Below are 13,546 nucleotides of genomic sequence, written 5' to 3' on the forward strand. Positions count from 1 at the left end.
AGGAGTCAGTTGTCAGGGGCTAGGGGTCAGGTTTTCTCTGACCCCTAGCCCCAACCCCTGCCCCCTAACTCTAGCCAATCCGTTCGATGTCACCCATATATGGCCGTAGCACTTCGGGGACGGTCACGCTGCCATCAGCATTTTGATAGTTTTCCAGAATTGCGATAATCACCCGTGGCAAGGCCAAGCCCGAACCATTCAGGGTGTGCACAAACTCAGGTTTTGCCCCAGCTTCAGGGCGATAGCGAATATTGGCGCGGCGTGCTTGATAATCGCCAAATAAACCACACGACGAAACTTCCAGCCATTCGTTCATGCCAGGTGCCCACATTTCCAAATCGTACTTGACCGTGGCAATGCCCAAATCGGCGGTACACAATTGCAGCAAGCGATAGGGAATCTTCAAGCCTTTGCAGACATCTTCGGCATTGCTAATCAGCGAGAATAATTCGTCGTAGCTGGTAGCTGGCTCAACCATTTTGACCATCTCGACTTTATCGAATTGATACAGCCGTTTGATGCCACGGACATCGCGGCCAGCGCTCATTTGCTCGTTACGGAAACATGGTGTATGCGCCACATAGCGTAAGGGCAACTGGGCTTTATCCAAAATTTCTTCGCGATGCAAGTTGGTTACTGGCACTTCAGCGGTCGGAATCAACCACAAATCGGTATCTTCGATATGAAAAATCGTGTCGGCAAATTTGGGCAAGTTGCCAGTCCCAACCATGGCATCGGCCTTGACCAAGTAGGGCACGGCCAATTCGGTGTAGCCATGTTGATCAACGTGCATATCGATCATCCAGCTAATGAGTGCCCGTTGCAAACGCACGCCCAAGCCCTTCATTACAAAAAAGCGCGTACCGCTCATGCGCACACCACGCTCGAAATCGAGAATCCCGAGGGCTTCGCCTAGCTCCCAGTGTGGCTTAACTTCAAAATTGGTTTCTTTGATTGTACCTTCAACTCGCACCACAACATTATCGTGTTCGTCTTTGCCAACTGGCACTTCGGGCAACGGCAAGTTGGGCAAATCGAGCAGAAGATTGTGCAATTCCAAATCGATTGCATTCGCTTGAGCATCGAGTTCAGTAATTTGATCGCCAACCAGTTTCATAGCGGCAATTTTCGCGTCGCGTTCAGCTTTATCTTTGGTGCGGGCAACATCTTTCGAGCCAGCATTGCGCTCGGCCTTGAGTCGCTCAACTTCGGTAATCGCCTCGCGCCGTTTAAGATCCAAGCCAATCACTTGATCAACTAAGCCTGGATCACGGCCAACTTTGGCAAAGCCTTCGCGTACCAGCTCGGGTTGTTCACGAAATAAACGAATATCAAGCATTGAAACACTCCTTAAACTATGCGTCGGCTGACGCAGCAATATGATCTAATTCCTCGATTGCGACGACAATTCCTGGCCGAATCACCCCAAATGCCACATGAAAACGGTAGGTTTGGTTAGGCTTGGGCAGGGTTTTGCTGTGTTGGTCGTTCAGCAAAAACATATATAAGCTATCGCGGTGCAAGGTAGCCGAAACTGCCTCGGAACGATGCACTTTGACCTCATTGACACTGCCTTCGAGTGTTTCGACCTTGGCTTTATTGAGCCGCTGACGAGCAAGCGCTCCGTTGATCGCGCTAACCAAGGGAAACAAGGCAATTGCCAAGGGAACCCAAAATTGCCATGAATCAGTGCGTTGGGTCAGGGCAAACACCAAAAAGAATCCCCCAAAGGCTAGGCGAATCCAAATATCAAAAATCGAAATTTTCAAAATGCGTTTAATTTGATCAGGGTGCAACTCGCCGCGCTGATTGCTTGGCAACTCGGCTTTAATGCCCCAAACCAGATTAACCGCTTGGGTTTGCGCTACTTGAGCATTATGTTCACGAATTTTGGCTAATTCCTCGCCAGTTGGGCGTTTGGATTGACGCTTGCTCATGCTGTTTCAACCGCCACGATAATGCCCATGCGTGAAACACCTTTGGCCACATAAATTGTGTACGTTTGGCCAACGTGCAGCGGTTGGTGGCCCAATTTGGCCAAGAGTGCATACGAACGCTTATTAATCACCAGCTCTGATTCAAACATGGCAAATGGCACTGGCCGAATTTTTTCGAGTTCGCCGGTAATCGCTTGCACCACGCCAGCCTTGAGCGCAGCTTGGCTTTGGCGACGAACCCAAGCATTGATAATTAACACACCGCCCAAGCCTGCAACAACCCAGCCCAAGGTATCGAAACGCAATGTGCCATAACTAATCAGCGCCAAGCCAATGAGTAGCATCGGCAAAAATGGCACGCGAAAAGCCCGCATCGCTTGGAGTTGACGTTGTTGGTTGGGCGCTAAACGCCCCTCGTGATTATGGATTAGGTCGGCTTGATCGCCTCGAATAATCATGCAGTTTCCTCTGGTTCTGGCTCATTCAGCGCTTCGGCCACCAAACTGCGGTATGGTTGGGGAAGCTCGCTCAATGACTCATAGATGACTGTTTCAACTTCGTACAAGCGGCGTTGACCACGCCGTAATACTGCAAAATCAATGGTTTGTTGGCTACCATGATGCTGAATTGCTTGACGAATCCAGCTTTGGAGCACGCCCTCACAATGGGGACAAATTGATTTAAGCTCGCCACTATCGCTACTAGCTTGAGCTACCGATGCTAAAAACGCTGGCATTTTACTAATATCTGGCAGTGCATGACTAAAATGACATTGTTTACAGCGAACCACAATCGATTCTTGGTCGGGTTGGGCAAAATGGGTGGACACTGGGCGTTCCTTGGCTGGGTTCAACAATTGGTACGATGGCTGTTGCATGCCACCGCCCCAAGCCAAGCGACTAAAAATCCACAGAATAACCACCAAACCAACAATACTGCCGAACGTTACTAAGCCGATTTCCCATGACATAACAAACCTCAACGCTTGGGTTGGGCGAAAATTTCGACATTAAAAACGCCCCTCGTCCCTAGAGAAGGACGAAGAGCGCAAAAGCTCTCGTGGTGCCACCTTCGTTCGTCGTTGCATGCAACAACCTCGAAAAGCTTGCTAACGGAAGCAACCCGAACGCGGGGCGTTACGACTCAGAAATTGGATAGATTGGCAGTGTTCACCGCAATCCCAGCAGCTGCGGCTCTCTGAAGAACAAATGAGGCTCAATCCACGGATTTCGTCAACATCAGTGGCGTTATTATACCACGAAGGCTTGGTAGCCTGTGAGACCTCACGGCGATTGTCACCCAGCCCAAAGCCTGATTTCCGTGAATGAAATAACCAATCTTCGCTTGAATAGCTCTGCGATTGTCACGTATGATGCTTGTCAATCAAGCAGTGTATTGCAATCGAGGAGGCCTTGAATGCAACGAACCCCAGTCTCGTCATCAAATCTTGCCTCAGTTGGCTATGACCGCACCAGCCAAACCTTGGAGATTGAATTTCAAAATCGCTCAATCTATCAGTACTTCAATGTACCCGAGGGTGTTTATAACGAGTTGATGCAGGCAGCTTCGCTCGGCAGTTATTTCAACGACTGTATCAGAGGTGCTTTTAGCTATCGTAAAGTTTCGCGCTAAAAATGTAGCAGGGCTAGCGATTACTAACCCTGCTACATTTTATACCAATTGTTAGCTCTACCTACACATCCAAATTCTTCACGTCGGCGGCGTGGGTTTGGATAAAACGCTTGCGGGGCAACACGATTTCACCCATCAACATCGAGAAGGTTTCATCGGCTTCCATCGCATCTTCAACGGTCACTTGTAAAATCATGCGATTGCCCGGGTTGAGCGTGGTGTCCCACAGTTGGTCGGGATTCATTTCGCCTAGCCCTTTGAAGCGCTGAACGGTGACTTTAGTGCCGGCTGGCAATGAGCGAATGTACTCATCGCGCGTAGCTTCATCGTAGACATATTTGTAGGCCTTGCCATGTTGTACGCGGAACAACGGCGGCTGGGCTACATACAAGTGCCCGTTGGTGATCAAATCGCGCATATGCCGGAAGAAGAAGGTTAGCAACAAGGTACGGATGTGGCTGCCGTCAACGTCTGCGTCGGTGTTGTGGGCATACAAACCACCAGTACCACACAGAAAGTTTTCATCTTCTTCGACTGAGAAGTCGTAAACGAACTCGCCAGTTGGAGCCAATTCTTCAACTGCCAAGACTTCTAAGCCAACCATATCGTCGCTCAATGGCGTGAAGGCTTGGGCTTTGGTCGTTGGTTTGGCCAAATGTGCTTCGACTTTAGCCGCCAAATGATGGCGCTGCCAAACGCCACGCAATTGCTCTAGCTGCTGCTTGCCACTAATTGCAATGTTGTAATAGTCGTGCACGGTTTGAATTGACGCATCGGCTGGTAAGTTGGGCTTGATATTGCTAACACCAGCGAAAACGCCAAGCTGGCCAAGCAAATAGAGCAAGCCATCTTTGAGTTCGGTTGAGTTGGTGGTCATGCTGATTGTACTATCGCAGAGTGTGCCATCGCCAAGGAAATAGCCTTCGAGATAGCTGCGCTGCAAATCGTTGCTCAAGCTGAACAGCATATTTGGCACTCGTTTTTGATGGGCAACCGCACCCAAGCCCAAGGCTCGAATCAGTCGCGCTGCCAAAACGCTATGGAAATAGCATTTGATCCCGCCATTATCGGGCGATTGATAGAAGCGTGGGGTTTCACCAAAGAGTTGTTCAATCGTGGTTTTTAGCTCGTCGAAGAAGGCTGCATCTTTTTGGCCCAGCGACAAACTGACTTGATGTTTGCTCAAGGAGCCTTCAGCGGTGAACCAGCCCAAGAACCACAGCAATTCTGGGGTGATGCTCAGCATGCGTGGGAAGGCCCGATCGTCGTGGGCTTGCGGTACAAGCTCAACTTCACGATCAAGCAAATCTAGCTCGTCGCTGCTGAAACTATCGAAGGCTTTGTAGTTGCTCACTTCACGCCAGCGGGCATTGTTGCTGCTATCATCTTGCAGCAATAAGCGCTCGATCTTCGATGGCACAAGCTCGTAGCTGATGGGTTCTTCCCAGCCAATCGTTGCCAAATATTCATCAAATTGCGATTGAATAGGCCGCAACATGCCACGTTCCCATTGGCTAATCGTAATCGCTTGCTTGACTCCCAGCCGTTGGGCAACCGCTTTTTGGCTGAGGCCATTAGCTTGGCGATATTCAACCAAACGTTCCCAAGCAGCAGTATGCAAACTGATCCGCGCTTCGTTCCATTGTTCTGGCTGCGAAACGTTGTTGAGCACCCGCTGGGCTGCGATTGTGCGCACGCTTTCGCCGCGCAAATACAGGTTATCAATCAAGCCTGCTTCAGCAAACAGCTTCACAAGGTCGATTTCGCGAGGTTGGCTGGCTGGCCGTGGAATCCGACGGCTAGCAACCAACTGATCGCCAAGTCGAATCTGGTCGCCTTTTTTCAACACAGGCTGGCCATTTTCGAGCACAAAAACGCTATGCGAGGCCGTTACTTTGACTGAACGGCCATAGCGCGTGGTCAGTTTGTACATTGGCTCATGGTTGGCATGGCGCATCACGGCTTTGAGTGGGCGGAAGCGGGCCACATGACGCTTTTGATCAAAGCTGATCACTTCGTATTCGCTGGCGCTACGTTGACCTGCAATACATTGATCGATAAATTCGCCGATCCGTACAAACTCGGTATGACCTTGTGCATTACGAATCAAGGTTGGCTCATCACCAGCCACGCTCATAATCAAAATGCGATGATAGCGCAAACGCGAAATATCAAATGTTTCGCCAATACCTGTGCCAAGCGCGGTAATTAATGCTCGAACTTCATTATTCGCCAGCATTTTATCCAAACGCGATTTTTCCACGTTCAGAATTTTACCGCGCAGCGGCAAAATCGCTTGGAAACGGCGATCACGGCCTTGTTTTGCACTTCCTCCGGCGCTGTCGCCTTCGACGATGAAGATTTCGCAGTGAGCTGGCTCTTTATCTGAGCAATCGGCCAGTTTGCCAGGCAACGCAAAGCCTTCGAGTGCGCCTTTGCGTTGCACCAAATCGCGGGCTTTACGAGCGGCATCGCGGGCGCGTGAGGCCAACAGCGATTTCTCGATAATCCGGCGGGCTTCGTTAGGATTTTCATCCAAGAAGGCCGATAATGCTTCGTTGAGCACGGTTTCGACGGCAGTTTTCGCTTCAGGCGTTGCCAGCTTCGATTTGGTTTGGCTTTCAAATTGTGGGCGAAACAGCTTGATGCTGATGATCGCGGTCAAGCCTTCGCGCACATCTTCGCCTGAAAGTGCATCGCCTTCTTTGAGCAAGCCTTTGTTACGACCATAGGCATTGATCGTTCGGGTCAAGGCCGCTCGGAAGCCAGTTACGTGCGTGCCGCCATCGGGGTTGGCAATATTGTTGGTAAAGGCTAAAAGATTTTCGTTGAAATCGCCAGTATATTGCATTGCAATTTCAACATTGACGTTTTCATAGGGCTTTTCGACGTAAAACGGCTGAGCCAGCACTGGGCCTTTTTCGCGCGTCAGATGGCGCACGAACGAGACAATCCCACCATCGAAATAATAAGTTACTTCGCGATCACTGTTATAATCGACCAGTTTGAAGCGCAGGCTCTTGTTGAGGTAGGCCATATCGCGCAACCGGTTGGCCAAGGTGCGATAGTTAAAATCAACCGTGGTAAATAATTGGGCATCGGGCTTGAAGATAATCGTTGTGCCAGTGCCTTCAGCATCGCCAACCGCTTTAACTGGAGCTTGGGGCATGCCTAGGCGAAAATCTTGTGCCCACAGCTTACCATCGCGTTTAACTTCAGCCCGCAAAAATTCGGAGACGGCGTTAACTGCCGAAACCCCGACCCCGTGCAAGCCGCCAGAAACTTTGTAGCCCTGCGAGCCTTTGAATTTACCACCAGCATGCAGCTCGGTGAGCACAATTTCCAAGGCCGAGCGACCCTCGACTGGGTGAATATCGGTGGGAATCCCGCGCCCATTATCAACGACAGCGATTGATCCGTCAGTCCGCATCTCGACGATAATCGTATCGCAGTAGCCTGCTAAAGCTTCATCAACTGAGTTATCGACAACTTCATAGACCAAGTGATGCAAGGCTGACGTGTCTTGACCACCGAGATACATCCCCATGTTTTCGCGTACTGCTTCCAAGCCGCGCAACATTTGAATCTGAGCGGCATCGTATGTACTCTGATTGGAATTTGTCGCCATCGAATCGAACCTCACTTTTGTGTTAGGGCAACAGGAAAACGGTGGGCAAGTGAGCCAACACGTTCGCTATAAAAGGCTAATTTTGCTGCTTGTAAACTACAGCTGAGCAACCCAAACAGGGCGCTAGCAGCCATAATGCTGATCAGATCGTTGGCTAATGGCCGTAGTAAAAAGGCCGTGCCATGGATCAAAACGCCACTCGCGATGATCAGCGGAAAGGCTTCGCGGGGCTGTTGACGAACGAGATTATAGCTTTGGTAGAGAGCCACTAAGGCTGATTGTTGGCCAATAATAATCGCTGCTGGTGCAAGGCTGGCATAGAGCCACAGCGCAATCAGCATCACGCCAAATGCTGCCAGCACCAGTTGTGCACCAAATGCGCTGGCCGAAAGCAGAAAGCTAGCAGCCACAAACGCTGGAATCCCAAAGAGTAACCCAAGCCCAACAATAATCAAGCACATCTTGGTCAAAGCCCAAAGTTGCTTAGGCAAAGCCGATAATGCTGGTTTGGTTGTACCGAGATGCTGCCCGAGCCAGAACAAAACTAAGGTGCTTAGCCCTAAACCAGCGATGTTCAGCCCAAGCACCAACAATAACGTCAACCAACCATTGAACAACCATGGTGCGCCAGCGTAAATCGAGGGCGTAGCATCGCCGCTAAACAAACTGGGTACGAGGTAGGTACCAACAGCGCTCGAGCGTAAATCGATGGTTTGCAACAATTCGTTAGCCTGCGACCAAAGCTGTTGGCCTTGGGCTTGGCTAAAACGGCTGATGACGCTACCAATGCTCGCAAGCCAGCGATTGGGTGCTAAAGCTGGCAGCAGCGTGAGCCATAGATCAAGCAAAATTGGCATTAAAATAACCCAAGGTGCTCGACGAACGACGCGAAATCCTTGGCTTAGACGTTCCGGAAGATTCCGCCGTTGTGGCTCTTGGGCTTGTGGTTGTAAACGTCTATTCATGGCTCTATTATACCACAAAAGCCCTATTATAACATAATATTTTAGCACAAATTTTCGATATTTAAAGCATAGAACCTATTTGATCCACGAAGAGCACGAAGCGCACGAAGCGCACGAAGGCTAAGTTTTTAGCCACAGATTGCACAGATTATTTTGATTATTGCTCTAAGCCACACACCTCGAATGCTCATCCTGTTGGAATTTCATCCCTCATCCCTCATAATTCATCCTTTGGTGCTCTGCGTCTCTGCGTTGAACTTGATTGTTAATTCCTAGCCCCTGATTCTATGCTCTATGTTCTATGCTCTATCCCTCATTGCAGTTAGCGCAATTCAACCCCAACCAGTGGTAGGAAGAGATCAGGCAGGTCAATTGGTTGGGTCGCGGTTGGCGTATTGGTTGGCGAGTTCGTCACCGTTGATGTTGGCGTATCGGTCGGCGTATTGGTCGCGGTTGGCGTTGCTGTATTGGTTGGCGTTAACGTAACGGTTAGGGTATTGGTTGGCGTATTCGTTGATGTGTTGGTTGGCGTGTTGGTGGCCGTTGAGGTCGATGTAGCGGTAGCGGTGTTGGTTGGTGTATTCGTAGCGGTTGCCGTTGGGGTGTTAGTTGCGGTCGGTGTTGGCGTGGCAGTGGTGAGCACAAACCGACAGATTTGGAATGATTCGTTGCGGCTGCTCATGGTAAAGACATTATTAGCAAACTGCCGACCGCCCACCACAAATACGGTGTCGTTAATGCTATCGGCCTCGGCTCCATAGCGTGAGCTATTCAACAACACTTCTGACCATTGGTTGGTCTGTTGATCGAAAATAAGGCTTGAATTCGAGGCTACAACTGGCATTGAATAGCCTGTGGTAATCACAAAAAAACGATCAAGAATTTGGGCATCACCACCTTGCATTTGGCGGCGGGGCAAGTTGGGCGCAGGCATCCAAAATCCAAGATTCGCATCATAGATCTCCATAGTATCCATGGCGGTTTGATTGCTGATCGTAGCCGTACCGCCTGCAACATACATTTTGTTGCCAATTACCCCAGCCGAAGCAAATGCGCGGGCAGTGGTCATCGCTGGGCCAGCATTCCATGTTTGGTTAACAGGATCAAAAATCCAAACGCTGGCTAAGGCATTGCTACCATTCGAGCCACCAATAATATAGAGTTTGCCATTAACAACTGCCGATTGATAATAGGCCAATGCGATCGGCAAACTCGGGCCGTTGCGCCAAGTATCGAGTGTTGGCGAATAAATTTGTAAACTGCTAATCAAACCTGTCGTGGTCGAGCCACCAGTGGTATAGCCCCCAGCTACATAAATTTCGCCGTTGAGGGCGGCTGCATCAGCCCCAAACACTGGCGTGGTCATAGCCGCCCGTTGTTGCCAGCTGCCAGTAATTGGCTGATAGCGCAGGGTATTCCCCAAAGCAGGCGAGTTGTTATTTGGCCCTTGACCGCCAATTTGGAAGAGTGCCCCGTCAGCACTAACTACCGATGAATAACGCGCAGCAACCAACGAATCCTCGCGATCAACCCACTGCCCAAGGGCACAATTAGTCACAATCGCCTGATTCAGATCAACCAAAGCATTGCTCAATTGCAAGGTCGTTTGATCGCTGCTATGCGGCTGGGCTGTTGCTGGAATCTGCACGCTAACCGTGATTGGGCGGCTGCTTTGGGCTGGAATCGCGAGTTGATTAAAGGGTAAACTACTGGGCCAAGCGCTTGCAGCCAAATTAAGATTCAGCATTTGATCGCTAGGATAATTATTGCGTACACTTAAAGGATAAAGCAATGTATCGCCAGCACACCCTTGATTGCTGGTTGTCCCAAAAATCTCAATCGGCGGTGTATCTTGAATCAGCACATCATCGAGCAAAAGATTGGCCCCAAAATCGCTGATACCCAAAAATCCAAGGTAAAACGGCTGGTCAGCGCTGGCAAACGGCAGATCAAGCTGATACTGCGTCCAGCCATCGGTTGCCCGATAGCGTGGGTAGCCAGCACGGGTTATGTAGTTTTGGCCATCGCTGCTAGTTTGTAGTAGCAACATATCGGCTGAAGTTGGAAAAATCGCGCTATGGTAATACCAAAAACTGATCCGCAACACGCTGGTTGTTGGTGTTAGCACGACCGATAATCGCGCTGCATTGCCATTGATCGTGGAATAACTATTGAAATGGGCCATACCCGCGCCAGTGTGCGGCTGGGCAGTCGGGCGGGTTGCACTCGTCACATAAGTCCATTCAGGATCAGGCGTATCGGTCGAAGTAATAATGGTTGTTGACCAATTGAGCGACGGAAAATTAGCAAGATCAAAGCTTTCGTTGATGTAGGTTGTTGGCACAAGCACGGTTTGTGGGCGTGGTATTGGCCGTTGCAGCTCACGCGCCTGCGTATACGAGCCACTAAAAAATAGCAGCACCAACCCCAGCAGGAGCACAATCCGAAGGGTACGCGTAGTCATGGGCTTGCCTCCAACAAGTACAACCGCAATCAACGATAGCCGATAGTAGTTCATCCGCAGCAATAAAAAGTGGTTAGCCCCATTATACGCGCATTCGCTAGCCAAAGGCTAGAAATCGCTCCACGAGGGGTCAGGATTCAGAGACTAGGGATCAGATTCGAATTACCTAGCCCAATCATCGGCCATGACTTCTGATCACTGGCCCCTGACCTCTATCACCCTCTACGCCGCTGCGTTAAAACCTCATTCACAAAATGTTATTTTTAGCCACAGATGTACACAGATTGTTTTGATTATTATCCTATGCCGATTCCCTGATCCCTCGCCCCTGATCGCTGGCCCCTATTGTTCTATGCTCTTTGCTCTATGTTCTTCTTGACTTCGCGTATACTTAGGCCCATGTTGACAATTCGCCAAACCAGCATGTTGATAACCTTGCAGGATGCGGGGCGCACCGGCCTACGGCATTGGGGCGTGCCCGCCAGCGGAGCACTCGATTGGCTAGCGCATGGCTTGGCAAGCCGCTTGGTTGGTAATACCGAGGATCACGCCAGTCTCGAAATTACGGGATCAGGGGCTTGTTTGCACTTCAGCCAATTAACCATCATCAGTTTGGTTGGGGCAGATTTAGGCGCTGAATTAAACGATCAGCCAATCGGCCTTGGGCGGGCATGGCTGGTGCGGCCTGATAGTGAATTGCGCTTTACCCAACGCCGCGTTGGCGCACGTTGCTATTTGGCAATTGCTGGCGGCTTCAATATTGTGCCCCAACTTGGCTCTCAAAGTACATTGCTCGGCGCACCTTGGCATGGCTATTTGGCGCGACCCTTGCACATTGGCGATCAATTGACCTATGCTGAGCCAAATTTGAGCTTTGCTGGGCGCAGTTTGGACACAGCATCCAACGTTTCAAGCCAAGCTCCAATTCGCTACCTACCCAATCGCCAATGTGCCAACAACCTTCAACGCCAATTTCAAGCCCAAACCTGGCAAATCAGCAGCAAAAGCAATCGCATGGGCTATCGTTGCCAAGGCCCAGCTTTAGCCGCACCGACCCAAGCAATTCGCTCATTTGGGGTTGTGCCAGGCACGATTCAGTTGCCGCCTGATGGTCAACCGATTGTGCTCTTGGCCGATGCCCAAACCACTGGCGGCTATCCAGTGCTTGGCGTGGTAATTCGCGCCGACTTGCCAAAACTCGCTCAGCGCTTGCCTTCGGAGTATTTGCAATTTCAGTCGATCAGGGTTACACTAGCCGAACGCGCTTTTGCTGAACAACTAAACATCCTCAAAACCAACTTCGAGCCAGAACCACTCATTATTGGCACACCAATTTAGCGTTAACCCCAAAGTACTAACTCGATATCCCCCAAAAAGATTGTGCAAAAAGAAACAATACCCCAAAAATGTGGGTAAGTGTGGGATAATGTGGGATAACTTTTTGAAATTTGTCAAATTAATTGTTTTCCCACAGCCATAATAACACAAACGTTCGATATAATTTCAAAATCCGCTTGTTAATAAAAACATATGTTCGTAATTCTATCCCCAAATACCTAAAGTTACCCCCAAAAATGTGGATAACCATGTGGGATATGTGGGAAACTTGGGATATGTGGGATATTTCATGGCCGGCAAATGATTGTGTATAATCACCAAGGCCAACGATAGTCGCGGCCAAAATCATGAATTTGAGGCTTTGTATGCGCAGCTATCAGCTTGCAAAAGCACTTTTGTTTCGTTTACCACCAGAAAAAGCTCATCGGCTCACCACTTTAGGCCTAGATTTGGCCACTCGTTTACCATTTACCTCAGCTTTATTCCGTTCCTTCCATCACAATGACCCATTGCTTAACACTAATTTGTGTGGGTTAACCTTGAATAATCCAGTTGGTTTAGCAGCAGGTTTCGATAAAGATGGCACCCATATCCGTGGAATGCGCCAATTGGGCTTTGGTTTTTTGGAATTAGGCACAGTTACACCAAAACCTCAAACTGGTAATGAACAACCACGGCTATTTCGTTTAGTCGAAGATCAAGCATTAATTAATCGAATGGGATTTAATAATGCTGGAATTGCAGCGCTTGCTCAACGTTTGGCGAAACAATCATATTCAATTCCACTTGGGATAAATTTGGGCAAAAATAAAATCACGCCCAATGAGCAAGCTGCTGATGATTATCGCCAAGGGATTAATTTGCTTGGCGAATATGCCGATTACATTGTGATCAATATTTCATCGCCGAATACCCCAGGTTTGCGTGAACTCAGCCGCCGCGAACCATTAACCGAATTATTGCAGGTTGTAAAAACTGCCCGCCAGCAATTACGCCGTCAAGCGCCATTATTCGTCAAGCTCTCGCCCGATGAAGATCGCGAAGGCTTAGACGCAGCACTTGGGGCAGCACTGGATGCTGGAGTGGATGGAATTATTGCCACCAACACAACCGTCAGCCGTCAAGGATTACGTTCAGCGCATCAAACCGAAACTGGTGGGTTAAGTGGCGCTCCGCTTAAAGCCAAGGCCTTAGCTACCCTCAACTATATTTATCAAACAACCAACGGTAAATTGCCCTTGATTGGCGTTGGCGGAATTGCCAGCGGCCAAGATGCTTACGAACGGATTTTGGCTGGCGCAAGTGCCGTGCAACTCTATACCAGCCTGATCTATGCTGGGCCACAATTGGTTGGCACAATCAACCGTGAGCTGGCGGCATTGCTGCGGCGCGATGGCTTTGATTCAATTCAAGCAGCCATTGGGTCAGCAGTTTAGCGCTAGAGAGGGGACGCAAATTCACCCATATGGCAAAATCAAGATGACACCAGAGCATGACATAACTGGTTGCGCTGCCCTAGGTGGCGTGGTAAGATGCATCGCATGGAGCGGCAATTAACTAAGTATGCACCACGATGATGCAT

At 49.7% G+C, this 13,546-nt stretch carries 10 protein-coding genes; 3 read left to right on the top strand and 7 right to left on the bottom strand.

All coding sequences use genetic code 11. The annotated features are described in order from the left end of the window. Window positions 1–70 precede the first annotated feature (70 nt). From serS to ABEB26_RS21720, 4 genes are read right to left on the bottom strand one after another with little or no spacing between them, the layout of a single operon-like run. Window positions 71–1,339 carry a serine--tRNA ligase gene (gene serS, locus ABEB26_RS21705; protein ID WP_345724178.1) on the bottom strand — a complete coding sequence of 423 codons (1,269 nt, stop codon included), beginning with the start codon at window positions 1,337–1,339 and terminating at the stop codon, window positions 71–73. Between the two features lie 16 nt (window positions 1,340–1,355). Beyond that, window positions 1,356–1,937, bottom strand: a complete 582-nt coding sequence (locus tag ABEB26_RS21710) for a hypothetical protein (RefSeq protein WP_345724179.1) — start codon at window positions 1,935–1,937, stop codon at window positions 1,356–1,358. Beyond that, complete coding sequence (locus tag ABEB26_RS21715; protein ID WP_345724180.1) at window positions 1,934–2,395, bottom strand: hypothetical protein; 462 nt, start codon at window positions 2,393–2,395, stop codon at window positions 1,934–1,936. The genes ABEB26_RS21710 and ABEB26_RS21715 overlap by 4 nt, the downstream gene beginning before the upstream one ends. Then, a complete protein-coding gene (locus ABEB26_RS21720) occupies window positions 2,392–2,907 on the bottom strand; it encodes a hypothetical protein (protein WP_345724181.1) in 516 nt (171 codons plus the stop codon). The genes ABEB26_RS21715 and ABEB26_RS21720 overlap by 4 nt, the downstream gene beginning before the upstream one ends. Before the next feature lie 446 nt (window positions 2,908–3,353). Here ABEB26_RS21720 and ABEB26_RS21725 point away from each other — a divergent pair, with 446 nt between their 5' ends. Continuing rightward, complete coding sequence (locus tag ABEB26_RS21725; protein ID WP_345724182.1) at window positions 3,354–3,569, top strand: KTSC domain-containing protein; 216 nt, start codon at window positions 3,354–3,356, stop codon at window positions 3,567–3,569. A 61-nt stretch (window positions 3,570–3,630) separates the two neighbouring features. Here the strand turns inward: ABEB26_RS21725 and ABEB26_RS21730 are convergent, their stop codons facing one another. The 3 genes from ABEB26_RS21730 to ABEB26_RS21740 all read right to left on the bottom strand — a co-directional run bounded on the left by ABEB26_RS21730 (window position 3,631) and on the right by ABEB26_RS21740 (window position 10,626). Next, window positions 3,631–7,197 (bottom strand): ATP-binding protein, encoded by a 3,567-nt coding sequence (locus ABEB26_RS21730; RefSeq protein WP_345724183.1) that lies wholly within the window; start codon window positions 7,195–7,197, stop codon window positions 3,631–3,633. An 11-nt stretch (window positions 7,198–7,208) separates the two neighbouring features. After that, window positions 7,209–8,162, bottom strand: coding sequence for a hypothetical protein (locus ABEB26_RS21735; protein WP_345724184.1), 954 nt, complete (start codon window positions 8,160–8,162; stop codon window positions 7,209–7,211). A 322-nt stretch (window positions 8,163–8,484) separates the two neighbouring features. Next, entirely contained in the window at window positions 8,485–10,626 is a 2,142-nt protein-coding gene (locus tag ABEB26_RS21740) for a Kelch repeat-containing protein (protein WP_345724185.1), read from the bottom strand. A gap of 399 nt (window positions 10,627–11,025) precedes the next feature. Here ABEB26_RS21740 and ABEB26_RS21745 point away from each other — a divergent pair, with 399 nt between their 5' ends. Together ABEB26_RS21745 and ABEB26_RS21750 are read left to right on the top strand one after the other, a co-directional pair. Continuing rightward, entirely contained in the window at window positions 11,026–11,964 is a 939-nt protein-coding gene (locus ABEB26_RS21745) for a 5-oxoprolinase subunit C family protein (RefSeq protein WP_345724186.1), read from the top strand. 365 nt (window positions 11,965–12,329) lie between these two features. Further along, window positions 12,330–13,400, top strand: a complete 1,071-nt coding sequence (locus ABEB26_RS21750; RefSeq protein WP_345724187.1) for a quinone-dependent dihydroorotate dehydrogenase — start codon at window positions 12,330–12,332, stop codon at window positions 13,398–13,400. Window positions 13,401–13,546: the final 146 nt, after the last annotated feature.

Origin of the sequence: Herpetosiphon gulosus (assembly GCF_039545135.1) — a bacterium.
Lineage (GTDB): Bacteria > Chloroflexota > Chloroflexia > Chloroflexales > Herpetosiphonaceae > Herpetosiphon > Herpetosiphon gulosus.